The following is a 24,146-nucleotide window of genomic DNA, read 5'->3' as shown; positions in this document are numbered from 1 at the left end:
GTCCTACATTCTCTTTTTAATGTGAAATTTGTTTCCATCTTTTTGAAATAAAAATATTTCTTTTAACTTAAAAAGTTCTAATAGAGCCAAAAAACTTGCTATGCACTCTGCCTTAGAGTGAATATTATTTATTATCAAATCAAGTCTTAAGTCTCCTCGTATTTCCAAAGCCTTCCTATAGTTGCCTATATAATCATTGATATCTGGCAAGCTAACTATTTCAACTTTCTTATTGGTCTTAGGCTCTTCATTTAGCTTATTTAACAACTTTTCAAATTGTTTGGCAAGTATCCTTACATCCTTTGCTATTATTTGATCAGAAGTTTCAAACTGAGATAAGTCTTCCTGGTATTTGGAGTGAATTTTGGAAGCTTCTTCTTCCAAGTATTTTAAGTCGTTCTGAACAGATTTTATCTTTTTGTATTCTATTAAATAAGATATAAAATCTTCTTCCAGATCTTCTTCGTCATCTTTTGGCAAGAGTTTGTTTGACTTTATACTAAGAAGTACTGAAGCAATGTAAATAAATGAACTTATGTCATCAATTTCCCTATCAAGTTTTTCGATTTCGATAAGGTATTTATTAGTAATATCACCTAAGTTGATATCATATATATCTATCTTTTCTTTTTCTATTAATTTTAATAGCAAATCAAAAGGGCCTTCAAAGCCCTCAAATTCAACATTTAAATTCATTTGTTTCTGTGATTTACTGCATGAAGTACTGCAATAATTGTCTTGGCATCAGTGATTTCACCATTTAAAACCATCTCATATAGGTCATCTATTGGGAAAGATTCTGCATGCAAAAATTCATCTTCATCCAAGTCCAATTTTGACTCTACAAGTTCATGAGCTTCGAAAAATGACAGTTTATCATTGGTAAATCCTGGAGATGCGTACATGGTAAATAAGAAGTCAATCTTTTCTGGGTAATAGCCTATTTCTTCTTGAAGTTCCCTTTTTGCTGTCTCTATTGGAGCTTCATTGCTTTCTACAAGACCTGCAGGTATTTCAAGCATTACCTTATCCACTGCTATCCTATATTGACTAACCATCCAAAGTTTGTCATCTCCATCATAAGCTATGATTCCAACACCTTTTTGGTGGTCAACTATTTCTCTTTTGGAATATTTTTTGTTTTGAAGTTCTACAGTATCAACTCTAAGCTTTAATATTTTACCATCGTATATGGTATCTGATTTGATTGATTTTTCGTAAAATTTATCTTCGGTCATTTCTTAACTCCTCTGCCATTGTTAGCATTTCTCTTGCCGAATGTAAGGTAATATCAGTAATATTTACTCCGCCTATTAATCTTGAGATTTCTTCTACTCTCTTTTCGTCTTCAATTTTTTCCGTTTTTGATATTGTAAAATCACCTTCATCATTTTTTGTAATCAAAATGTGATTTTGTGCCAAAGCCGCTATTTGTGGCAAGTGGCTGATAGATATTACCTGTCTTTTCTTTGATAGATCTAGGATTTTCTCTCCTACCACCTGGGCTGTCCTACCAGAAATTCCAGTATCTATCTCATCAAATATCATTGTATCGACATTATCAAAGTCTGCAAATATTTCCTTAAAAGCAAGCATAATCCTTGATATTTCACCACCAGAAGCTGTGGCAGAAAGTGATTTTAGCTTCTCTCCCTTGTTTGTTCTGATTAGGAAATCTACATCATCATAACCTGTCATATCAATATGGTCTTTTTTTGAAAATTCTATCTTAAAAAGTCCATTTTTGATATTTAGCTCTCTAATAGAAGTATTAATTGATTTTTCTAAGACCTTGCTTTTTTTAAGACGAATTTCATGTAGTTCACTTGCATATTTGTCAAGTTTCTGGTCTATTTCTTCTATTTTTTGGTCTTTACTTAAGCGCAGGCTTTCTATCTCATCTAGTTCTTTTAGTCTACTTGAGATTTCATCATAATACTTTATTATCTCTTCTATACTTTGCCCGTATTTACGCTTTAGATTAAACAATATTTGCATCAACTCTTCAAGCTCTTTTTCTCTTTCTGGATCACCTATTAGGCTTTCTTCGTAGAGATCCATATCAGAATATAGGTCATTAATTTCATCATTTATGGCAGAAAGTCTATCATAAAAATCACTAATTTTCTTGTCAATATTAGTGAAATTTGATAGCTCAGAAAGAGAAGCTCCTAGCATGCTTGTAAGAGATTGTTGGTCATAATCAGTAGAATCAAGTATAGATTTAGCCGCTCCGATGGCAGTTCTTAAATCGTTTATGTTGTTTAATTTCTTATACTCTTCATCGATTTCTTCTTCATTTATAGAAAAAAGATCAATAGCCTCAATTTCTTCAATTTGATACTTAATCAAATCTCGCTCTCTTTGGATTTCCTCGTCAGTTAGATCTAGATTTGCAAATTTTACTAAATAATCATTTTTTTGATTATTTAAAGCCTTAATCATTTTTCTTAAATCGGAAGTTTCTTTGTCATTAGAGTAGTTATCTATGAGATAGATATAATTTGCCTTGTTCATAAAGGCATTTGAATCACCCTGGTTATATATATCGATTAGAATAGGTGAGATTTCTCTTAGAATGGTTAAATTTGCCACTCTGCCGTTAATCCTAAGAGTGGAAGATTTTGGAGTAATGGTCCTATTTACAATAAGTTTGTTGTCATTTTCATCAAATAAAACAGTATTATTTTCTAGTATTTTCTTAGTTTCTTCATCAACTATAAAAATACCTTCAATAGTTGTTGAGTCAGCAAAACGACCAACAATATCCTTGTTAGCCTTTTTTCCCAATAACAAATTGATGGCTTCAAGTATGAGGGATTTACCAGATCCGGTCTCTCCAGTTAGTACATTAAAGCCATCTTCAAAAAATATGTGATTTCTTTTTATAATTACAAAATTATCTATAAAAAGCTCAGCTAACATTATCTAACCATGTCCCTCAAATCTTCTATTAATTCATCCAAGCGATCGAAATCTTTTGGCGTTATAAATATAGTATCAATTCCTGTAACCATACCAGCTACATTTTCAAGCTTAGAATTTGTAATATACTGGCCACATACTGTAGCACAATATGATATAGTTTTTATGACACATAATTGAGCTGATTTTTCAACTGAAAGTACTGATTCCTTGAAAATTTTTTCCATTCTCTCATTTAAGGTATCGTATACAGTATCTACTACTGTATATTTGTACTCATAATCGTCAGTTTGAACTTTGGATATCCTAAGTTCCTTTATATCTCTTGAAATTGTCGCCTGAGTGGCATCAACTCCATGGTCTTTTAGCATATCCGATAATTGTGATTGTGTTTTGACCTCATTATTTTGTATAATATCAAGAATAAGTCTTTGTCTAGTGTATTTTTTCATATGTAATCCTTAATTGTTACGATTTGTAAGGTAATCAACAAGGTATAAGAGAAATTCATTATCATTAAAGTGACTAATATTCTCCTTGGCCTTTTTATTAATATCATAAAGCAAATCTAAAGCTTCATTTCTACTAATAAGATTTAAAATATTTAATTCATCTTGGTAATTTTCTTCTAGTAAATCATCTTGAATTTGGAAAGCTAAACCTAAATTGCTTGCGTATTGATCAAGGTTTTCAAAGTCTTTTGTCCTATTTTCTTTGAAATCATTGTCGCTTGCCAAGGCTGCACCGATGATTGCTGCCCTAAATAAATCGCTAGTCTTTTTTTCATAGACAAGGAGCAAATAATCCAAATCTACTTTTTCATGGCTTCTTATGTCTAATACTTGGCCATAAATCATATTTTTGTAGCCAGCCATCTCCATCAGTAAGGATGCAGGGTATATGTAAGCAGAATCATCCTTGCAAATTTCAAATAAAGTGTGGCTTGCTTCTGTGATTAGAGCATCTCCTGTCAAAATAGCTATGTCTTCACCAAATTTTTTATGGCAAGAGTATTCTCCTCTTCTATAATCATCATTATCCATAGCTGGTAAATCATCGTGAACTAGAGAATAGGAATGAATCATCTCTAGGCATAGGGCAAATTTTATGTCCTTATCGTTAATATCTTTGCCAAGCATCTTAAGCGTTTCAAAGAAAAGGTTTGGTCTAATCCTCTTGCCAGATCTAACAGCGTAGGTTAAAGGCTCAGATAGATTATATGAATCATCAAAAAAGTCCTTAAACTTTTCATCTATGATTTTTTTGTTGGATAAAAGTATACTTTCAAACTCTTTCTTATTCATCACTAGCTATAACCTCTATTTTCGCCTTGTAGTCCTTAAGTTGTTCTTGCATTTCTTTGTACAAGGTATTAGCCTTTTCATAAATTTTGATAGACTCGTCCAGATTATCCTTGTTTTCTTCAAGACTAGTTAGGTATTCTTCCAATTTTTTGAAATTTTTATCTAAAGATTTATCCATCTATCACTACCGCCTTTATAGATCCATCAGAAAATCTAATATCAATCTTATCACCTTCATTTAATGAATATTTTGAATAAATAGGCACATTATTATCATCAAAAATTCCTATATTTTTCTTTCTGATATGTAATATTCTATCCGCTGATTTCAGTCTATTTTCAGCCATGATAAGCCTTTGCTCATTATGATTTAGGTTATTTATAATGGCCTTATCTAGGGATTTTTTGATATTATTAATCTCTTTTTCTTTAAGCTTAATATCATTTTGTGGATTGAAAGATTTAAGTTTACTTTCTAAAGCCATTAACTTTAGCGACTTTATCTCTACTATCCTATCTACCAAGCCTTTCATCTGAGCCAAAAGAATTTTACTATCCTTAGCTATATTCGCATAATTTGCGATAATATATGACCCAGCTTCTGTTGGAGTTTGCAAAGATAAGTCTGCGACTAAATCCAAAAGAGTGCTATCAATCTTATGCCCTATGGCAGATATAATTGGAGTTTTGGCTTTGAAAACTTCCTCTATGATATCCTTATCGTTAAAAACTGATAAATCCAAAGAAGAACCACCGCCACGGGTGATTACAATCACATCTAAATCCATCATATCAAGTTTTACTATAGCATTTACTATAGCTTGGTATGAGCTCTGTCCTTGGACTTTTACTGGAGCAAGCTTGATATTTATATCATTTGCCTTTTGGTTTATTACTGACAGAAAGTCTACAACTGCAGCCCCATCAGCAGATGTTATTAAACCAACGTTTTTTGGATACTTTGCTATTTCTTTCTTTTTATCTAAATCAAAAAAACCCCTTTTCTTGAAGTCTTCTTTCATTTTTAAAAACTTTAGATAATCTTCAGAAAGGCCTTTTTCCGTAATAGAGCTAACAGCAATATTGATTCTCGATGAATAGTTATTTAAGTTGAGATTACCCTTGACCAGAACGTCTATACCATCAGTAAAAGTAAAATCTATGTCCTTATCTTCATAGTAAAATATAACACAGTCTATGACATCATAGCCTTCCTTTAGGGAAAAATATATGTGGTTGCCGTTATATTTTATATTTGATAGGGTTCCTGTGATATAGACTTTGGTGAAAATCGGATCGTGCTTTATGCTTGTTTTAAAATACTCATTAAATTGTTTAACTGTAAGGGCTTTAAGCATCAGTTCTTACAATCTTTCCTAAAATAGAATTTATCATTTGATAATCCATCTGATTGCTATAGGTCTTTGCTAGCTCTACTGCCTCATTTATAGAAACTTGATGAGGAATATCCATAAAATAAATTTCATTTACAGATAAAAACAAAATAGCTTTTTCCACCTTGGACAAACGATTGTAGCGTTTCTTACTAGCATTTCTTATAATTTCTTCAATTTTTTCATAATTTTCATTATAAGATTCTAAAGACTTGATGATGAATTCTTCCCCATCTAAGTCGTGGTTATTTAGGGATTGTTCAACATCTTCTATTTTATTAATGCTATCTTCAAATATCAGCTTAAAAACCCAATCTCTTTGCTCTTTTCTATTCATTAGATTTCTAGTTTCGCTATATTAACATTGACACGTCCAACAGATATTCCAGTCATAGTTTCAATAATTCTAATCACATTTTCTTGGATATCTTTTACAGTTTTTCTCACATTTACATTCTTATCAAGGAAAACTGTAAGGTCAATGTTAAGTTTATCTTCAATAAATCCTATGCTTGCCTTAGGATCTTGGTTTTGAAGATTAATCTTATTGGTAGAGTCATCGCTGTTATGTACTCCGTTGATTTCTTTACAAGCTCTAATAGCCAATTGATCTAATATTTCATTGGCAATTTTAACTTGTCCATGTCTAAATGTATTAGCCATTATTTTCTCCTTAAACTCTGGATAAATAATCTCCAGTTCTTGTGTCTATTTTGATTGTGTCGCCTTCATTGACAAATACTGGCACGTTAACAACTGCTCCTGTTTCAACTGTTGCTGGTTTTGTAACATTTGTTGCTGTATCACCCTTGATACCTGGTTCAGTTTCAATTACTGCTAGTTCAACAAAGTTTGGTGCAACAACATCAAATGGTTTGCCTTGGTAAATTCTCATAGTAACTGTATCATTTTCGCGAACGTATTTAATAGCTTCTTCAACTGTTTCATAGTCTAGACCAATTTGTTCAAAGCTTTCTGGGTCCATAAAATAATATAATTGACCGTCATTGTATAAATATTGCATTTCTTTTGTTGTAATAACAGCATTTTCAAATTTTTCATTTGGATTGAATGTTACATCCTTAGCGCCGCCGTTCATTACTGATCTAATCTTTGCGCGAACAAAAGCTGCTCCCTTGCCTGGTTTTACGTGTTGGAAATCAACCACTTGGTAAACATCATTATCATAAACAAAGGTTACACCTTTTCTTAAATCATTTGCAGAAATCATAAATCCTCCTAATATTTTCTTACATTATTATACCATATGACCTATGGCTTTGAAAACTTTGTTAACTTAATTTACCCAATTTTATATAAAACATTGAAAATATATACATTATTAGGGTATATATCAAGTATGAAAACACTAGCAATTATTTCTGAATTCAATCCATTTCATAACGGACACGAATATCTATTAAAAAAATCAAAAGAGCTAACAAAAGCAGACTTAGCCATAAGCCTAATGAGTGGAGATTTCGTCCAAAGAGGAGAGCCTGCTATCGTTGATAAATTCTCCAGGGCTGATATGGCTATGAAAGCTGGCTTTGATATGGTAGTAGAAATGCCTATACACATATCTTTACAGTCAGCAGAATATTTTGCTCTTGGAGCTGTTAAAATCCTCGATAAATTAAATGTAGACTACCTCTGCTTTGGTATAGAAAATATGGAGCCTAATGATTTTTTAGAAAAAGCTAACCTGCTATTGGAAAAAGAACATCTCTTAGAAGAGCTTACAAAAAAACATTTAGAAAATTCTTCCTTTACAAAGGCAAGATATGACGCAACAGTCGATGTTTTAGGAGGTGATGGATTCATTACTTCTAATAACATCCTCGCCTTAGAGTATATGAGAGCTATAAGAAAGATTGATTCTTCAATGACTCCTATGCCTATAAGGAGAATATCATCAAATAATTCTGATACTAATTTACTTGATAGCAAAATTTCTTCATCAACTGCTATTCGCAATAACATACTTACCAATTACAAAGACCATGTCCCAGCATATGCCTATGAACTAATAGAAGAAAGCAAAAAATCTTTTGGTCTTCCAAATATGGATATCATTTATGACATATTTAGATTTTTGCTTTTATTAGAAAGACGTCCCATGAATGGAATATTGGCATATGAAGAGGGATTAGAAAATTATTTGACTAAAGTTTGTGAAAATAACCATGAATTTTCTAATTTTATTATAGATGCTACAAACAAAAGATATACCTCATCTAGGATAAAAAGATTGATGATTAATTATATTTTGGAAAACAGATCTACATTTAATGCATACGACATTAATTTCTATAAGGTCCTAGCCTTTAATAAGAGTGCAGAGCTTATCTTCAAAAATTCATCTAGCAAAGCTGTAATTAGAAATAAAGATTATGATAATCTTTCCATCACAGACCAAATGATTTTATCACAAATGGTTGACGGATCAAATCTATATAGCCTATGTCAAAAAAGAGATTTTAACTTAGATTATAAGAAAAAAATAAGACGCTATTAGGAATTCCCTAAATGCGTCTTTGTTTTTATCTAGATTCTAAAATACTTCTTCTGTTTTTCTCAAGTTGTTGAGCAAGAGTGCTGAAGTTTTCAGCTGATGAAGAGAATAGTTTGTCGATGTATTCGTATGATTGTTGACGAAGTTTGTTTGCTTCTGTTGCTGCTTCTTGTAAGATTCTATCAGCTTCAGCCCTTGCTTGTTGAGTGATTTCGTGGTCAGAAATCATCTTTTGATATTGGTTTTTAGCTTGGTCTTTGAATTGAGAAATCTCTTTGTCAGTTTGTTCAAGTCTTCTCTTTGCTTCTGCTTCTGCTTCACCGATTATTCTATCTTTTTCTTGATAGGTCCATTCAGCTTGTTTGATTTCTTGTGGTAAGGAATCTTTCATCTCAGCAAGGATTTCGTAAATTTCATCTGGATCTACTGATACTTTCCTAGAAAAAGGTACAGCAGATGCCTCATCCATTACATCTTCCATTTCATTGATCAATTGTGTTAAAGTACTAGCCATTTTGCCCCCCTCTTAGTAATTATATTTTTCTTTCAATCTTTTTTCTACATTTTTTGTTACAAATGGTGATATATTGCCTTTAAAACTTGCCACTTCTTTGACTCCGCTTGAACTAATGAATGAGTAGTTGGTATTAGCAAGCAAAAATATAGTTTCTAGGCCCTCATACAAGGATGAATTTATCCTAGCTATATTCTTCTCATATTCATAGTCAGCAACAAGTCTTAGACCTCTAGCAATAATTTTGCAATTTTCTTCTTTTGCAAAGTTTACCAAAAGTCCATCAAAGGATTTGATAGTCACATTTGTAATATCGTTGGCTATTAATTCTTCTTTAATCATTTCTTCTCTTTCGTCAAGAGTAAAAAGTGATTTTTTATCTTCATTTATTAGAATTGCTACAATCACTTCATCAAACATATTGTCTAGTCTTTTTATGACATCTATATGTCCAAGTGTAAGTGGATCGAAGCTTCCTGGGTATATTACTTTCATTTTGTGTAAAAGTTTACTATCTTCCTTCCGTATTTTTTCTCTTTTAAAAGGTTAATATCATATTTATCATCAAGCTTTAATTCTTTATCTGATTCTGTTATTATTATACCATCCTCGCTTAACAATTCATAACTTATGATAAGATTTATGGCCTCATCATAAAATTCTGTATAATAAGGAGGGTCCAAGTATATATAGTCAAAGGATAAGCCCTTGGATTTGTAAGCTTCCAAGGCTTTTTTAAAATCTAGTTTTGTAAGTTCAAATTTATCTGTCTTCAGTTTCTCAAGGTTATCTTCTATTATTTTATAAGAATTTCGATCTTTATCATTAAAATAAACCTTGCTTAGGCCCCTTGATATGAATTCTATACCCATTTGTCCACTGCCCGCAAACAAATCTAGGGCAATACCAAATGTCTTGATAGGAAAAAGCATATCAAAAATAGCTTCTTTGACCTTATTGTCCGTTGGTCTTGTAGTATTTGATTTTGGTGCCTTTAGGTTAAAACCCTTATATATACCTGAAACAACTCTCATTAATTTAATATTATCCTTTTATCTTCTTTAAAAAACTTTTCTATGTAAGAAAAATTTACATCTTTATAGTCATTAGCTTTTATATAATCTAGAATTTCAAAACTCTTATCAACTTCATCTTGGCTCATAGATAGATATTCGATCTGGTTGAGATTTCTACCGTGTTGGATTGCAGATAAAATTTTACCACCGCCACGTAAATCATAGTCTTTTTTTGCTATATCAAAACCATTTTCATTGCCTACTAGGATATTGAGCTTAGAATTATTGTCTACATTCTTATTTATTAGATAACAATAGGAATCATATGGTCCACGCCCTACCCTACCCCTAAGCTGGTGGAGGGATGATAGACCAAAATTATTTGCATTATAAATTACCATAGTGTTGGCATTTGCTACATCTATCCCTACTTCTATAACAGTTGTAGATATTAGTATATCAATTTTTCCATCTGCAAAGTCTTTTAAGGTCTTATCCTTATCACTTGCCTTCATATCCCCATGAAGTTTTTTGACAATTTTAGATTTGAAAACTTTTTTGTACCTATTATATAGGTTCTCAACACTATTTTTGTCATCTGAATCAATATTGTTAGATACTATATAGACTTGCCTTCCTTGCGATAGGTTAGCATCTATTTCTTCAAACAATATTTTTTCCATAGACTGGGCTATAATCTTGGTCGTGATTGGTTTTCTTCCCTTGGGAAGTTCAGTAATCATTGATAAATCCAAGATTTTGGCAAGTCTTAGACTTATTGTCCTTGGTATTGGTGTCGCTGTCATGGAAAGGTAATTAACACCATCTGCCTTTAAGCCAAGTTCTTGTCTTTGATTAACTCCAAATCTGTGTTGTTCATCATTTATAACAAGCTTTAGGTTCTTAAAAATAACATCCTCTTGGATAAGGGCATGGGTGCCAATAATTATATCGATTCTTCCATCAGCCAAATCCTTTTTAATCTTATCTTTATCTTTGCTAGACCCAGTCAAAACTTGAGCTTTTAGTCCAAAACTTTCAATTATGTCTAAGTTTTTTTCAAATTGTTGGATGGCTAAGACTTCTGTTGGAACCATCATTGCTGATTGATAGCTATTTAGGCCAAAGACTATCATGGCAATAATTGCAATTATAGTCTTGCCTGATCCAACATCGCCAATCAAAAGTCTATTCATGACCAAATTGCTTGAACAATCGGATAGAATTTCTTTTAGGGCTATCAATTGAGACCTAGTCAAATCAAATCCTATATGACTTAATATATCATCTAAATTATATGAAAGTCTTAAATCTTGGTTTTTCTCAAATCTCTTGCTAATGTAGTCTATATAGACAAGGTCTTTGGCAAAATCCAATACCTTTAGCTCTGATTTTGCTTTCATAAGCTTATCAATATCGCTAGGCTTGTGGATTTCTAATAAGTTATTATATTTAGAAGAAAATTTAAAATTATCCAGTATTGTTTTTCCAAAAATTTCTTCATCTACCTCATAATTTTTTAGGGCTTCGCCTATAAAACTCGAAATATTTTTTTGGCTTAAACCCTTTGTAAGGGGATAAATAGGAATTATCGATCCAATATTTTCATCGTCGAGGTCACAAGTCATAGGATTGATTGCTTCAAAAGTGCCATTTTCAAATTTTACTTTTGTAAAAAACTTATAAGTCTCACCGTTTTTAAATTTGGTCGGTGTAAATCTATCATTAAAATAAATGATTTTTATCTTTTCGCCTGTATCTGGCTCAATGGCATAAATATATGATATAAAGCCATTTTTTGTCCTGTTTTGATATAGCCTACCCACTATCTGCCAGATGAAATAATATTTTACATCTTCCCTAACATTTGGAATAACGCCTCTTTTTCTCCTATCTTCAAAAGAAGTTGGATAGTAATTATATAAGTCACTGACATTATGGATATCAATTTTAGCTAATAAGTATTTTTTCTTTGGACCAATTCCCTTTAAATCAGTAAGTTCCATTATTCAATTGTGATAGTGTAATAATAGACTGGTTGGCCACCGTAAACTAATTCTATATCAATATCTTTTAACTTTTTCTTAAGTTTCTTGCACAAGTCTTTTGCGGTTCTTTTTTCTATTTCTTCACCATAATATATTGTTACAAGAGATGAGTCTTGATAATCCTCTAGGGCTTTTTGTAGAGTATTTTCTACTGACTTTTCCAAGTCTTTTTCACTTGCCAAAATTTTGCCGTCTAGGATTCCTAGATAATCGTCTTTTTTGATTTCAACTCCTGATACAGAAGTATCTCTAATTGATATAGAAAATTCTGCCACATGGACATCTTCAATGGCTTCTTGCATATTTTCAGCATTTTCTTCTATGCTACTATCTTCGTCAAATTCAAGCATAGCAGTAAAGGTCTCAGGTATTGACCTGGTTTCTATAACAATTGCGTTTTTATCAGTAATGTCGCAAGCTTGCTTAGCGCTCATTATGATGTTCTTATTATTTGGGAATATAATAATATTTTCAGCATTAATCCTATCCAAAGAATTATATATATCCTCTGTGGAAGGATTCATAGTTTGGCCACCAGAAATGATTTCATCTATTCCCATGCTTTCTAAAATCGCATCGTAGCCCTCACCACGGCTTACAGCTATGAAACCATATTTCTTTTGAGGAGCTGATTTTAATTTTTCTTTTCTTTCTTGGTCAGCTTTAAGATTTTCAAGCTCAGCTTTTATCACTACACCATCAACTGTAAGCATTTGTAAGAGGCCAAATACATTATCAGTTGTAAGTTTTATTCTTAGGATATCATCCTCATAAGAAGACTCGCTAACATTAGCCAAAGATTCTACAGATTCCATGGCATGTTGGTAAGATTCTTTAGCAATTGCTATTTCAATATCTAATTGATATGGTAAATCTTCTTTATTAGCTTTCTTATCCTTAATATCGTTAATATCAATATCGCTATTTAGGGCAGAAAATGCACCCTTAAGAAGTATTATTAATCCTTGGCCACCAGAGTCCACTACTCCAGCTTCTTTTAGTACTGGAAGTTGATTTGGTGTATTATCTAGAGCCTTTTGACCTTCTGCTATGATTTCATAAAGGTATTGGTCAAAGGTTATGTCATCGCTATAAATTTCAGCTGCCTTATCAGTCATTTTTTGGCTAACTGTCAATATAGTACCTTCAGTAGGCTTCATTACTGCCTTGTATGCAGTTTGGTTAGCTATATCGAAGATTTCCTTAATATCAGCTGTTGATATCTTATCCTTACCCTTGGTTGCTTTTGATAGACCACGAACTAATTGGGATAAAATAACTCCAGAGTTACCACGAGCCCCCATAAGTGTCCCTTGGGATAGGGCCTTTGTAATATCTCCTACACTTGCATTTGATAAGCCGTTTACCTTATCAACACCAGATCTCATTGTCATGGTCATATTTGTTCCTGTGTCCCCATCTGGTACTGGGAAGACATTCAGTTCATTTACTAATTGTTTATTCTCATCTAACAGTTCATAAGCTCCAATTATCATCTGTTGGAGTTTATTTGCATCAATTTCTCTCATATTTACTACTCACCAATTCCTTGAACTAATATATTCACTTCCTTAACTCTAACATTAAGTGATTTTTCTACCTTGTATTTTACATTATCAATAATGTTTTGGCTAACTACTGCTATTCTTACTCCATATAAGATAAATATAGATATATAAATACTTATAGTTCCATCATCATTTTTTTGTATTTGAACACCCTTGCTCATATTATCTAATCTCAAAAGTTCATAGATATCATCTTTAGCTGAACGGCGTGCAAGGCCAACTACTCCATAAGATTCCATAACTGTTGCTGCAACTATATTTGCAAGCACAGAATCATCTATTGTAACCTTACCATAATTATTGACATATTTGATAGCCATGCTACCTCCTTATTTGAACTTATACATTTATTTAATATTATACCATAATTTTATTTATAAATTTTAAAGCTAATATGAACAAAAAAAATCGCCAAATTAATGGCGACCTTTTTTAGTATTTATTCTTATTTTCCAGCAAGTCTTTTGTATGTTTCGTATCTTTCTTTAGCAGCTTTTTCTGCTTCAGCATACAATTCATCAGCACTTTCTGGGAATGATCTCTTAAGTGATGAGTATCTTACTTCACCTTGGATAAATTCTTGGAAGGACTCAGATGGTTCTTTAGAATCTAATTGGAATGGATTCTTACCTTCGTCAGCTAGACGTGGGTCAAATCTCCATAAGTGCCAGTAACCAGCTTCAACAGCTTGTTTTTCTCTATATTGTGATTTGCCCATACCCATTCTGATACCGTGGTTGATACATGGAGCATAGCAAATGATTAGAGATGGTCCATCATAGCTTTCTGCTTCTTTGATAGCCTTCAATGTTTGGTTTTGGTTAGCACCCATAGCAACTTGTGCTACATAGATATAACCATAAGTTGTCATCATTAGACCAAGGTCTTTTTTACGTACTTTCTTACCAGAAGCGGCAAATTGTGCTACTGCTGATAGTGGTGTTGCTTTAGATGATTGTCCACCTGTATTTGAGTATACTTCTGTATCAAATACTAGGATGTTGATGTTTTCACCACTTGCTAATACGTGGTCTACTCCACCAAATCCGATGTCGTAGCTCCATCCGTCACCACCAAAGATCCACATAGATTTTTTGATCATGTAGTCTTTTAGGTTTAGAATTTTCTTAACTAGGTCAGATTCTTCTTCACCTTCAACTTTTTCATCTTGAAGTGTTAATATTTTAGCTGTTGCTTCTTTAGATTTTGCAACATCATCTTTTCCTTCAACCCACATTTTGAATGCTTCGTTAAATGGAGATTCAATACCTAGTTCTAGGAATTTGTTCATGTAGCTTTCTAGTAGGTGAGCATTTGATTCTGCTGCTAATTTCATACCATAACCGTATTCAGCTGCATCTTCAAATAGTGAGTTACCCCAAGCTGGACCCTTACCTGTTTCAAGGTTTTTGGTGTAAGACATAGCTGGTGCACTTGCTCCCCAGATTGATGAACATCCTGTAGCATTTGCAATGTACATTCTGTCACCAAATAGTTGAGTAACTAGTTTAGCATATGGTGTTTCACCACAACCTGCACAAGCGCCAGAGAATTGTAGTAATGGTTGTTTGAATTGGCTACCTTTAAGTGTCATATCATCCATTACATCTTCTTTATATCCAACTTCTTCGTGAGCGTATGTCCAGTTGTCTTTTTGGTTTTCTACTTGTTCTTCGAATGGTTTCATTAGAAGAGCTTTTTGTGGAGCTGGACAGATATCAGCACAGTTACCACAACCTGTACAATCTAGTGGAGATACTTGAATTCTAAATTCATATTCATCCATACCCTTACCAATAGCTTTCTTTGTTTCAAAGCCTTCTGGTGCATTTGCTTTTTCGTCAGCTGTTACTAAGAATGGTCTGATTACAGCGTGTGGACAAACAAATGAACATTGGTTACATTGGATACAGTTATCTATTTGCCATTCTGGTACGTTTAGAGCTATACCACGTTTTTCGTATGCTGTTGTACCTGATGGGAATTCACCATTTTCAAGGTCTAGGTCTGTAAATGCAGAAACTGGGATTTGATCTTCTTTTTGTTCGATCATTGGTCTTAAAATGTTTTTAACAAATTCAGACATTTCTACTTCTTCTTTTTCAGGATCTACTGCATTTGCCCAGCTTTCTGGAACTTCTACTTTGTGAGCTGCATTTAGTCCTGCATCAACAGCTGCATAGTTCATGTTAACTATGTCATCACCCTTGTGACCATAAGATTTAACTATAGAGTCTTTTAGGTATCCAACTGCTTCTTCAATTGGAAGAACTTTTGATAGGTTGAAGAATGCTGATTGCATGATCATGTTTGTTCTTGAACCTAGTCCAATTTCTTGAGCAATGTGGCTTGCGTCGATGATGTAGAAATCAATGTTGTGTTCTACAATATATTTTTTGATTGATGCTGGTAAGTGTTGGTCAAGTTCTTCTTCACTCCACACGCAGTTAAGTAGGAATGTACCACCATCTTTAAGTCCAGCTAAAAGATCATATTGGTGAACATATGCTTGTTTTGAACAAGAAATGAAGTCTGCTTCATCAAGTAAGTATGTTGATCTGATTGGATCTTTACCAAATCTTAAGTGAGATACTGTTAGACCACCTGATTTTTTAGAGTCATAGTCAAAGTATCCTTGTGCATACATTGGTGTGTTATCACCGATGATTTTGATAGCTTGTTTGTTAGCACCAACAGTACCGTCTGAACCGAATCCCCAGAATTTACATCTTGTTGTTCCTTCTTGACGTACTTTGAAATCATCTCTTTCTAAAGATGTGTTTGTAACATCATCTGTGATTGCCAATGTGAAATGATCTTTAGTATTTTCGCTTCTTAGATTATCAAATACTGCTTTAACATCAGCAGGAATTGTATCCTTACCAGCAAGACCATAAACACCACCATAAACTTCTGGAGCGTCTTCCACACCGTAGAATACTGATTTAACATCTAGGTATAGTGGTTGGCCTTCTGCGCCTTTTTCTTTTGTTCTGTCAAGAACAGCGATTTTCTTAACTGTATTTGGAATAGCTTTTAGTAAGTGTTCTTTAGAGAATGGTCTGTATAGGTGAACTTCTACTAAACCTACTTTGTATCCGTCTTCAAGTAATACATCGATTGTTTCTCTAGCTGCTTGGTTGAATGAACCCATTGCTACGATTACTTGTTCTGCATCATCAGCACCATAGTAATTGAATAGTCCATAGTTTGTTCCAAGTAAGTCGTTTACTTGATTCATGTATTCTTCTACAATGCCAATAATTTCTTCATATGCATGGTTAGAAGCAACTGTTCTTTGGAAGAATGTATTCTTTTCAGCTGTACCCATGTGTTTTGGTCTTTCTGGGTTAAGTGAATTGTTTTTAAATGCATCAACAGCATCAAAGTCTACAAATTCTTTTAATGTATCGTAGTCCCAAACTTCGATTTTTGAAACTTCGTGGCTTGTTCTAAATCCATCGAAGAAGTTAACAAATGGTAATCTACCTTTGATTGCAGCAGCGTGAGCTACTGGAGATAAGTCCATAACTTCTTGAACAGAGTTTGAGCAAAGCATTGCACAACCTGTTTGTCTTGCTGCCATAACGTCAGAGTGGTCGCCATATATAGAAAGAGCGTGTGTTGCTACAGTTCTAGCTGCAACGTGGAATACACCTGGTAATCTTTCTCCAGCGATCTTGTACATATTTGGGATCATTAGTAATAATCCTTGGCTGGCTGTATATGTAGTAGTTAGTGCTCCAGCTGCAAGTGAACCGTGAACTGCTGCAGCAGCGCCTGCTTCAGATTGCATCTCTTTTACCATTACTTCTCTATCGAAAACATTCTTACGGCCATTAGCAGACCATACGTCTACTGATTCTGGCATTGGTGAAGATGGAGTGATTGGGTAAATTGTTGCAACATCAGTAAATGCATATGATACGTGAGCTGCAGCGGTGTTACCATCCATAGTCTTCATCGCTCTATTAATTGTCATTAAGACCTCCTAAAAATAATATAAGCTATTATCGTTAACACTAGTTTAAGTATAATGATATTTATCTCAAATGTCAACAGTTTATCAAAAACAAGATTGTATATTTTGATAAAAAAAGCTTCAAAAAAGCGACAATTTAAACCAAATCATCGCTCTCATCTACTAATTCTTTGTGAAATATATTGTTTGTCATAGCCCTTGCTGCATTATAGCCAAAATTTTTCTCTCTTTGGTTCATACATGCAACCTCTACAATCATGGCAAGGTTCCTACCTGCTCTAACGGGAACAACTAGGTGTGGAACTTTGACATCTAACATTTTTATATAATTTTCGTCAAGACCCAACCTATCATACTCATAGTCTTCCTTCCATTGTTCTAGTTCTATGACTAGTTCAATTTGGGTAACTTTTTTAACAGAGCCTGTACCATATAAGCGCCTCACATTTACTATTCCAAGTCCACGAATCTCCATGTAGTGGCGGATATTATCAGGTGCCGAGCCCATAAGTTTATTATCTGTTGCGACTATATCTACCATATCATCAGCAACGAGCCTATGGCCCCTATTTATCAAATCAAGGGCTGTTTCTGACTTACCAACTGACGATTTGCCCATTATCAAAACTCCAATTCCAAAGACTTCTAGTAGTTCTCCATGGACATTGCTTCTTGGAGCTAGTTGATATTCTAGCTCATCTGACAAATCTGATATTAATTTGGTAGTTTTGGCAGGAGATCTTAGGACTGTCTTGTCATAATAATCAGCCAAATCCAAGATGTCTGGATGAATGTCTGCATTATAGGAAAAAATACAAGCAGGTATTTTATATGATAAAATCCCTCTAAATCTCTCATATTGGAGCTTGCTATCAAGACTGGTAAGGTAAGTGTATTCTACAGAACCAATTATTTGAAGCCTCTTATATGGAAACTCTACAAGATATCCTGTCAATTGCAGACCAGGTCTATTTACATCAGCACTTGATAGGGATATATCATAGTAATCAGAAGACTGGTGGACAATCTCAAGACCCAAGCTTTCTACAATGCTGTGAAGTTTGACACTTCGCTCTTCGTTGGCATTTATAAGTTCTTTTACTATGACTTTGCTCTCATCGACCTCTTCAGCTACTTTGTCAAAACTACTGTTGATATATTCATTTAAATTATTTTCTGTCAAAACATCTCCTATTACTAACCTTTTAGCCTAAAATACTTGTATATTTCCAAGGCTTGAGTTCTGCCAACTAAGGGAACTTCCATAAGTTCTTCTACACTAGCTTTTTTGATATTGGATATGGATTTGAAGTGCTTATATAAATTAGCACGAGTCTTCTCACCAACGCCTTTTATATTATCAAGCTCGCTTTTTTTCATGGTGTTTTGCATAAGTTTCCTATGGTAGTTTATAGCAAAACGGTGAGCTTCTTCTTGAATTTCATAAATCAATTTATAAACAGGGTCACGCCTATTTATATAAATCTCCTGATCCTCATAGATTATGGCACGAGTTGTATGCTTGTCGTCTTTGACAAGTCCTGCAATATTAATATCAAGTCCATATTTTTCTAATATTTCCTTTGCAGCAGAAACTTGACCCTTTCCCCCATCCATCAAAATCAGATCCGGCATCTTTCCAAAGCCTGTCTTAGTGTTATCATTTTCAATTTCTTTTAGACCATTTTTGAGGCGTCTATCAATAACTTCCCTAAGTGAACCATAGTCATCTGGACCTTCTATAGTTTTTATCTTAAACTTCCTGTATTCTTTTGGATTGGCAAGGCCATCTTCAAAAACAACCATAGATCCTACTGACTGAACCCCTGACGTATTAGAAATATCATAAGCTTCTATCCTATAGATATCATCTATAGCAAGGATTTCTTTAAGCTGGTTTAATCCAGCAGATTTCTTTCTTTCCTTTTTTTCTATGCGTTTTTCATATTTTATGCGCATATCGTTGGCATTGTTCATAACCATATTTAGCAAATCTTTTTTCTTACCAAGTTTTGGCTTGTGTACATATACTTTTCTTCCCTTTTTTTGGTTCAAAAATTCATTGATAGTTGGCAAATCATTTGGTTCTACTTCTATAAGGATTTCTTTTGGTACATACATTATATCAAGGTAAAATTGTTTCAAAAATGATGAATAAATTTCATCATCATTTTCCTTGTAATCATTTTTGATTATAAAGTGTTGCCTATCAACAATTTTTCCCTTTCTCATCAAGAACACTTGCATTACTATGGCTGAAGTACCCTTGCTCATAGCAATTATATCCATATCTTCGGCTGACTGGTCTGATACATTTTGCCTTTCAGATATTACAGATAAGGCTCTGTAATAATCCCTGTACATACTTGCCATTTCAAAATTTAGCTTAGAACTTTCTTCATTCATCCTAGCTAAAACCCAATCAGCAATCTTAGATGATTTATTTTCCAAAAATGACCTGACATCAGTAATTGCATCCATGTATCTGGCTTCATCTTCATTTTTGATACAAGGTGCATTGCACTTTTTTATAAAATAATTTAAGCATGGTCTTGGCAAGGTCTGACCCTTATCAAAGTCTAGATTACATGTCCTAAAGGGGTAATACAAGTGAAACAAGTCAATTGCATCATTTACTGCATAGGCGTCTGGATACGGGCCAAAGTATAGGGCCTTGTCATTGTATATCTGCCTTACCTTTTGTATCCTTGGAAATTTCTCATTGGTAATTTTGATATATGGATACTGCTTATCATCCCTAAGGACAATGTTATATTTTGGCCTATTTTTCTTTATTAAGTTTGACTCTAAAACCAGAGCCTCAACTTCATTTTCTACTATGATATATTCAAAATGATCAATATGGGAGACCATGGCAAGGACCTTGGCCCCCTTGTTTTTATTGTTATCAAAGTATTGGCGAACTCTTTTTTTAAGAGATATAGCTTTGCCGACATAGATTATTTCATCATCCTTATCCCTCATAATATAGACGCCAGGTAGGTCTGGAAGTTCTTTTAGCTTGTCCTTAACTTGTTTGTTTGTCAAATTTCTTTGCAACTTTCTTTCAAGTATTCTAGGTCAGACCCTTCTAGGTGTGGGCTTAGAACTTCTTGGCATTTCTTGTTGTAGTCATTGATCCAATCAATTTCTTCATTTGTTAACATTTCTGTTTTGATTGGTCTGGTATCTATAGGTACATAGGTTAGGTTTTCAAATTCTAAGAATTTGCCAAATTCATTTTCGAATGCTTTTTTAACTACTGCTTGGTTTTCTATTCTGATTCCGTGACTATTTGCAATATATAGACCTGGCTCTACAGAAGTGAACATATTTTCTTTAAACTCAATGTCAGAGCCTTGGGCAATTCTTTGTGGTCCCTCATGTACTGTTAGTAGGTATCCTACACCGTGTCCAGTTCCGTGGAAGAAGTCCTTACCAGCCTTCCAAAGTGGATATTTTGCAATAGCATCAAGTCTTTGACCTGTAGTTTTATTTTTAAATTTAGTTAAAAATACTGCTATATGAGATTTTAATACCAAGGTATAGTCAATTTTTTCGTCTTCTTTTAAGTTTCCTAAGGCTATTGTTCTTGTAATATCTGTAGTTCCCTCTAGGTAGTGAGCACCAGAGTCTATTAATATTAGTCCTTCTTTTGTGATTGTCTTTGAGCCAATATTTGATGGTTCATAGTGGACGATAGCAGCATTATCCTTAAAACCAACTATAGCTTCAAATGAATCATCTATGAAAGTTTCATTTCCACTTCTTAGTTCATGAAGTTTCTTGCTTGCCACATATTCATTTAATGTGCCAGTGCTTGCTCCAACTTCTAGCCAGTTAAAGAATTTAACCAAAGTAACTCCATCGATAATGTAAGCTTGCTTTGTATTTTTTATCTCTGTTTCGTTTTTAATGGCCTTCATATTTTCAGTAATATTTGTGCCAGTAGAAATCTTTACATTAGAATTAATTGCATCATAAATTGCAACATTACATCTTTCTGGATCTAAGAAAATCCTATTTTTTCCTGGAATGTTTTTAAGTAGGGTGAAAATATAATCGTATGAATGGATTTTTATATTATTTTCATCAAGATAAGCCTTAACTTCATCATCAAGCTTGTTTTCATCTATGCATAGGTAAACCCTATCTTTGCTAATCAAACAATATGATAAAACCACTGGATTGTAGTCTATATCATTGCCCCTGATGTTTAATAGCCAGCAAATATCCTCTACTGCACCAATAAAGTAATAATCATAACCATTTGCATCCATGACATCACGGACTCTAGATATCTTAGAGCTGACACTTTCACCAGCGTACTTTTCATCTAGTAACCAAACTTTATCTTCTGGCAAAGCTGGCCTATCATTCCATAGTTTGGATATGTAATCCACATCAGAAACCAAGGTCCTAGAGCCCATTGATTCGCTTAGTTTTTTGTATTCTTTGACAGAAAATACATTGCCATTAAAGGCTATTTTGCCAAATTCACTAACTACTTCGTCCAAATATTCTTCAATAGTTGGATAGTTGTCATCAGCAATTTTCATAAGTTCAAATTCACTATTGGCTAATTCTTTGTCAGCTTGCAAGAAATATCTAGAGTCTGTCCAAAGTTTTGCCTCATCTGTTGTAACTACTGCAGTTCCAGCAGATCCGGTAAATCCGGATATAAATTCCCTATCCTTGTATGAATCGCCCAAGTATTCTGATTGGTGAGGGTCAGAAGTTGGGATAATGTAAGCTTCTATTTTTCTATCATTCATCAATTTTCTTAAAGATTCTATGCGTTGGTTGATATCCATAAATACTCCTTTAAACTCCTTATCTTAAAGTTTATATCTCTTATATAAATTTGTTTATAGGATAACTATACTTAATATGACCTCCATTTCCTAGCTTACAACTGATTGATTTTTGCCACAAATCAATTATAATATTAACATCGTGTAAATAAGAAAATTGAGGTGATTTAGTATATGAAACTTGGAATCGTAGGTTTGCCAAACGTTGGAAAATCAACTTTATTTAATGCTATTACTAAGGCGGGAGCTTTGGTTGCAAACTATCCTTTTGCCACTATAGATCCAAATGTTGGCCTTGTAAATGTCCCAGATCCAAGACTTGAAGTTTTGTCAGATATGAGCAATTCAAAAAAAATCGTGCCAGCTGTCATAGAATTTTATGATATAGCAGGACTTGTAAGAGGTGCTAGCAAGGGAGAAGGACTTGGTAATCAATTCTTGTCAAATATCAGAGAAACCGACGCTATCGTAGAAGTATTAAGATGTTTTGATGACCCAAATGTGACCCACGTTGATGGATCTGTTGATCCAATCCGCGATATAGAAACCATAAATCTAGAGCTTATCTATGCTGATTTTGAAATGGTAGATAAGGTCCTAGAAAAACGTAGAAAAGTAGCAAGAAATGACAAAGATGTTGCGAAAGAAGTTGAAGTCTTAGAAAAAGTTCATAGGGTCCTAGAAGAAGGAAAGTCAGCTAGAACATTGAGCTTAACTGATGATGAGAAAAAACTTCTCAAGGCCTACCAACTTTTGTCAAATAAGCCAATAATATATGTTTGCAATGTCAACGAAGAGGACGCTGCAGATGACGGTACGTCCAACCCTTATGTAGAAAAAGTTCGCGACTTTGCCAAGGGAGAAAATGCAGAAGTAACCATAGTATCTGCCAAAATCGAGTATGAAATTTCCGAGCTAGAATCAGAAGAAGAGAAAAAGGACTTCCTTGAAATGATTGGTCTTGAAGAATCTGGTCTTGATAAGGTAATACGTGATTCTTATAGAACTCTAAACCTTATATCATTTTTGACAACAGGTGAAATGGAAACTAGGGCTTGGACTATAAAAAATGGTACAAAGGCAGTTGATGCAGCAGGTAAAATCCACTCAGATATTTCCAGGGGTTTTATCAAAGCAGAAATCGTATCATATGATGAATTAGTAGACTCCGGCTCCCTACTTAACGCCAAGGAAAAAGGTCTATTAAGGATGGAAGGCAAGGATTACATCATGAAAGACGGCGATGTAGTAAACTTCCGCTTTAATGTTTAGGATGTGAAATGAAGAAACAAGGAAAATTAATTGTTCATACCGGTTCAATGTTCTCAGGCAAGACAACTTCTCTATGGCGCGAGCTTTATAGGATGAAGATTGCAAATTACAAAATAGCAGCCTTTAAACCAGCCGTTGATGATAGAGATGACGAAAGAAAGATAGTTAGTCATGATAATCTAGAACTAGATGCAATCAAGGTAGAAGACTTAAATGATATTTTAGACTATGCAACCAATCATGAACTTGATGCAATTGGCATAGATGAAGTTCAATTTTTCCCAAATGATCCAACAGAAGTCATAGATATTTTTAATAAGCTAATGGAGAAAAATATAACCATAGTTGTATCCGGACTAGATATGGACTTTAAGACTAGACCATTTGAGATTATAAAAGAAATCATGCCTATAGCTGATGAGCTAACCAAACACCATGCCATCTGTGCATCATGCGGTGAAGATGCTTGGGCTTCTTATAGGAAATCTGCTGATGAATCTAGGATTCAAATAGGATCCAAAGATAAATATGAACCCCTATGCAGAGAATGTTACAACCAAAAAATGAGCGAAAGAGAAAAAACCAAAAACCAAATTTCACTAGAAGAATTGGACAATTAAGTCTATTCTTCTTTTTTTATCAAAGTGATTCTAATATGAATTAAAATTTGATATATATTAATTTTATAAAGTAAATCAAAACTACCAGCTTAGCTGGTAGTTTGCACAGCGCCTAGAAGGCGCGAATACCGGCACGCCCCTATTGGGGCTATCGAGTATTACCTCCACATGCAC

At 33.7% G+C, this 24,146-nt stretch carries 23 protein-coding genes; 3 read left to right on the top strand and 20 right to left on the bottom strand.

From position 1 onward, the window contains the following. Nucleotides 1-3 precede the first annotated feature (3 nt). From BN38_RS05865 to efp, 10 genes are read right to left on the bottom strand one after another with little or no spacing between them, the layout of a single operon-like run. A complete protein-coding gene (locus BN38_RS05865; RefSeq protein WP_044566035.1) occupies nt 4-696 on the bottom strand; it encodes a segregation and condensation protein A in 693 nt (230 codons plus the stop codon). Beyond that, entirely contained in the window at nt 693-1,238 is a 546-nt protein-coding gene (locus BN38_RS05860; RefSeq protein ID WP_044566034.1) for an NUDIX hydrolase, read from the bottom strand. Before BN38_RS05860 ends, BN38_RS05865 begins: the two co-directional genes overlap by 4 nt. After that, nucleotides 1,225-2,925 carry a DNA repair protein RecN gene (recN, locus tag BN38_RS05855; RefSeq protein WP_044566033.1) on the bottom strand — a complete coding sequence of 567 codons (1,701 nt, stop codon included), beginning with the start codon at nt 2,923-2,925 and terminating at the stop codon, nt 1,225-1,227. Before recN ends, BN38_RS05860 begins: the two co-directional genes overlap by 14 nt. Continuing rightward, on the bottom strand, nt 2,925-3,377 hold the full coding sequence (locus tag BN38_RS05850) for an arginine repressor (protein ID WP_044566032.1): 453 nt from the start codon (nt 3,375-3,377) through the stop codon (nt 2,925-2,927). Before BN38_RS05850 ends, recN begins: the two co-directional genes overlap by 1 nt. 9 nt (nt 3,378-3,386) lie before the next feature. Further along, nucleotides 3,387-4,229, bottom strand: a complete 843-nt coding sequence (locus BN38_RS05845; RefSeq protein ID WP_044566031.1) for a polyprenyl synthetase family protein — start codon at nt 4,227-4,229, stop codon at nt 3,387-3,389. Next, complete coding sequence (gene xseB, locus BN38_RS05840) at nt 4,222-4,407, bottom strand: exodeoxyribonuclease VII small subunit (RefSeq protein WP_044566030.1); 186 nt, start codon at nt 4,405-4,407, stop codon at nt 4,222-4,224. The genes BN38_RS05845 and xseB overlap by 8 nt, the downstream gene beginning before the upstream one ends. Then, nucleotides 4,400-5,587: an exodeoxyribonuclease VII large subunit gene (gene xseA / locus BN38_RS05835; RefSeq protein WP_044566029.1), complete on the bottom strand. Its 1,188-nt coding sequence runs from the start codon at nt 5,585-5,587 to the stop codon at nt 4,400-4,402. The genes xseB and xseA overlap by 8 nt, the downstream gene beginning before the upstream one ends. Next, nucleotides 5,580-5,960, bottom strand: coding sequence for a transcription antitermination factor NusB (gene nusB, locus BN38_RS05830; protein WP_044566028.1), 381 nt, complete (start codon nt 5,958-5,960; stop codon nt 5,580-5,582). The genes xseA and nusB overlap by 8 nt, the downstream gene beginning before the upstream one ends. After that, complete coding sequence (locus tag BN38_RS05825) at nt 5,960-6,286, bottom strand: Asp23/Gls24 family envelope stress response protein (RefSeq protein ID WP_044566027.1); 327 nt, start codon at nt 6,284-6,286, stop codon at nt 5,960-5,962. Before BN38_RS05825 ends, nusB begins: the two co-directional genes overlap by 1 nt. 10 nt (nt 6,287-6,296) lie before the next feature. After that, the gene (gene efp / locus BN38_RS05820) at nt 6,297-6,854 is read right to left on the bottom strand and encodes an elongation factor P (protein ID WP_044566026.1); all 558 of its coding nucleotides are present in this window, start codon (nt 6,852-6,854) and stop codon (nt 6,297-6,299) included. A 129-nt stretch (nt 6,855-6,983) separates the two neighbouring features. Between efp and BN38_RS05815 the strand changes: the two genes are divergently transcribed. Further along, entirely contained in the window at nt 6,984-8,141 is a 1,158-nt protein-coding gene (locus BN38_RS05815) for a nucleotidyltransferase family protein (protein WP_044566025.1), read from the top strand. 25 nt (nt 8,142-8,166) lie between these two features. On the opposite strand, the gene BN38_RS05810 is transcribed toward BN38_RS05815, so the two are convergent. The 10 genes from BN38_RS05810 to BN38_RS05765 all read right to left on the bottom strand — a co-directional run bounded on the left by BN38_RS05810 (nt 8,167) and on the right by BN38_RS05765 (nt 22,080). After that, nucleotides 8,167-8,652, bottom strand: coding sequence for an ATP synthase subunit B family protein (locus BN38_RS05810; RefSeq protein WP_044566024.1), 486 nt, complete (start codon nt 8,650-8,652; stop codon nt 8,167-8,169). Between the two features lie 12 nt (nt 8,653-8,664). After that, nucleotides 8,665-9,147: a pantetheine-phosphate adenylyltransferase gene (gene coaD / locus BN38_RS05805; protein WP_044566023.1), complete on the bottom strand. Its 483-nt coding sequence runs from the start codon at nt 9,145-9,147 to the stop codon at nt 8,665-8,667. After that, on the bottom strand, nt 9,144-9,686 hold the full coding sequence (rsmD, locus tag BN38_RS05800) for a 16S rRNA (guanine(966)-N(2))-methyltransferase RsmD (protein ID WP_044566022.1): 543 nt from the start codon (nt 9,684-9,686) through the stop codon (nt 9,144-9,146). The genes coaD and rsmD overlap by 4 nt, the downstream gene beginning before the upstream one ends. Beyond that, complete coding sequence (locus BN38_RS05795) at nt 9,686-11,674, bottom strand: ATP-dependent DNA helicase RecG (protein WP_044566021.1); 1,989 nt, start codon at nt 11,672-11,674, stop codon at nt 9,686-9,688. Before BN38_RS05795 ends, rsmD begins: the two co-directional genes overlap by 1 nt. Continuing rightward, nucleotides 11,674-13,245, bottom strand: a complete 1,572-nt coding sequence (locus BN38_RS05790) for a DAK2 domain-containing protein (RefSeq protein WP_044566020.1) — start codon at nt 13,243-13,245, stop codon at nt 11,674-11,676. The genes BN38_RS05795 and BN38_RS05790 overlap by 1 nt, the downstream gene beginning before the upstream one ends. Nucleotides 13,246-13,250: 5 nt before the next feature. Next, the gene (locus tag BN38_RS05785) at nt 13,251-13,604 is read right to left on the bottom strand and encodes an Asp23/Gls24 family envelope stress response protein (RefSeq protein WP_044566019.1); all 354 of its coding nucleotides are present in this window, start codon (nt 13,602-13,604) and stop codon (nt 13,251-13,253) included. Between the two features lie 125 nt (nt 13,605-13,729). Continuing rightward, nucleotides 13,730-17,266: a pyruvate:ferredoxin (flavodoxin) oxidoreductase gene (gene nifJ / locus BN38_RS05780; protein ID WP_044566018.1), complete on the bottom strand. Its 3,537-nt coding sequence runs from the start codon at nt 17,264-17,266 to the stop codon at nt 13,730-13,732. A 136-nt stretch (nt 17,267-17,402) separates the two neighbouring features. Further along, on the bottom strand, nt 17,403-18,356 hold the full coding sequence (hprK, locus tag BN38_RS05775) for an HPr(Ser) kinase/phosphatase (RefSeq protein WP_044566392.1): 954 nt from the start codon (nt 18,354-18,356) through the stop codon (nt 17,403-17,405). Nucleotides 18,357-18,463: 107 nt separating this feature from the next. Next, a complete protein-coding gene (uvrC, locus tag BN38_RS05770) occupies nt 18,464-20,314 on the bottom strand; it encodes an excinuclease ABC subunit UvrC (protein WP_044566391.1) in 1,851 nt (616 codons plus the stop codon). Then, nucleotides 20,311-22,080 (bottom strand): aminopeptidase P family protein, encoded by a 1,770-nt coding sequence (locus tag BN38_RS05765; protein WP_044566017.1) that lies wholly within the window; start codon nt 22,078-22,080, stop codon nt 20,311-20,313. Before BN38_RS05765 ends, uvrC begins: the two co-directional genes overlap by 4 nt. A gap of 174 nt (nt 22,081-22,254) precedes the next feature. On the opposite strand from BN38_RS05765, the gene ychF reads away from it, so the two are divergent. Together ychF and BN38_RS05755 are read left to right on the top strand one after the other, a co-directional pair. After that, on the top strand, nt 22,255-23,352 hold the full coding sequence (gene ychF / locus BN38_RS05760) for a redox-regulated ATPase YchF (protein WP_044566015.1): 1,098 nt from the start codon (nt 22,255-22,257) through the stop codon (nt 23,350-23,352). Between the two features lie 8 nt (nt 23,353-23,360). Beyond that, nucleotides 23,361-23,972, top strand: a complete 612-nt coding sequence (locus BN38_RS05755; RefSeq protein WP_044566014.1) for a thymidine kinase — start codon at nt 23,361-23,363, stop codon at nt 23,970-23,972. The last annotated feature ends 174 nt before the right edge of the window (nt 23,973-24,146 follow it).

Origin of the sequence: Anaerococcus provencensis (assembly GCF_000312365.2) — a bacterium.
Classification (GTDB): domain Bacteria; phylum Bacillota; class Clostridia; order Tissierellales; family Peptoniphilaceae; genus Anaerococcus; species Anaerococcus provencensis.
The sequence above is the reverse complement of the archived record's forward strand: the minus strand, read 5'-3'. Positions and strand labels throughout refer to the sequence as shown.

Bases quoted from the DNA above. Each gene is read 5' to 3' on its own strand.
- coaD (WP_044566023.1), bottom strand. From the start codon at position 9,147: ATGAAAGTAATATACCCAGGAAGCTTCGATCCACTTACACTTGGACAT.
- nifJ (WP_044566018.1), bottom strand. From the start codon at position 17,266: ATGACAATTAATAGAGCGATGAAGACTATGGATGGTAACACCGCTGCA.
- BN38_RS05860 (WP_044566034.1), bottom strand. From the start codon at position 1,238: ATGACCGAAGATAAATTTTACGAAAAATCAATCAAATCAGATACCATA.
- BN38_RS05845 (WP_044566031.1), bottom strand. From the start codon at position 4,229: ATGAATAAGAAAGAGTTTGAAAGTATACTTTTATCCAACAAAAAAATC.
- xseA (WP_044566029.1), bottom strand. From the start codon at position 5,587: ATGCTTAAAGCCCTTACAGTTAAACAATTTAATGAGTATTTTAAAACA.
- ychF (WP_044566015.1), top strand. From the start codon at position 22,255: ATGAAACTTGGAATCGTAGGTTTGCCAAACGTTGGAAAATCAACTTTA.
- BN38_RS05795 (WP_044566021.1), bottom strand. From the start codon at position 11,674: ATGGAACTTACTGATTTAAAGGGAATTGGTCCAAAGAAAAAATACTTA.
- BN38_RS05825 (WP_044566027.1), bottom strand. From the start codon at position 6,286: ATGGCTAATACATTTAGACATGGACAAGTTAAAATTGCCAATGAAATA.
- xseB (WP_044566030.1), bottom strand. From the start codon at position 4,407: ATGGATAAATCTTTAGATAAAAATTTCAAAAAATTGGAAGAATACCTA.
- BN38_RS05815 (WP_044566025.1), top strand. From the start codon at position 6,984: ATGAAAACACTAGCAATTATTTCTGAATTCAATCCATTTCATAACGGA.
- BN38_RS05850 (WP_044566032.1), bottom strand. From the start codon at position 3,377: ATGAAAAAATACACTAGACAAAGACTTATTCTTGATATTATACAAAAT.
- BN38_RS05865 (WP_044566035.1), bottom strand. From the start codon at position 696: ATGAATTTAAATGTTGAATTTGAGGGCTTTGAAGGCCCTTTTGATTTG.
- BN38_RS05785 (WP_044566019.1), bottom strand. From the start codon at position 13,604: ATGGCTATCAAATATGTCAATAATTATGGTAAGGTTACAATAGATGAT.
- efp (WP_044566026.1), bottom strand. From the start codon at position 6,854: ATGATTTCTGCAAATGATTTAAGAAAAGGTGTAACCTTTGTTTATGAT.
- BN38_RS05765 (WP_044566017.1), bottom strand. From the start codon at position 22,080: ATGGATATCAACCAACGCATAGAATCTTTAAGAAAATTGATGAATGAT.
- BN38_RS05755 (WP_044566014.1), top strand. From the start codon at position 23,361: ATGAAGAAACAAGGAAAATTAATTGTTCATACCGGTTCAATGTTCTCA.
- BN38_RS05790 (WP_044566020.1), bottom strand. From the start codon at position 13,245: ATGAGAGAAATTGATGCAAATAAACTCCAACAGATGATAATTGGAGCT.
- BN38_RS05810 (WP_044566024.1), bottom strand. From the start codon at position 8,652: ATGGCTAGTACTTTAACACAATTGATCAATGAAATGGAAGATGTAATG.
- rsmD (WP_044566022.1), bottom strand. From the start codon at position 9,686: ATGAGAGTTGTTTCAGGTATATATAAGGGTTTTAACCTAAAGGCACCA.
- nusB (WP_044566028.1), bottom strand. From the start codon at position 5,960: ATGAATAGAAAAGAGCAAAGAGATTGGGTTTTTAAGCTGATATTTGAA.
- recN (WP_044566033.1), bottom strand. From the start codon at position 2,925: ATGTTAGCTGAGCTTTTTATAGATAATTTTGTAATTATAAAAAGAAAT.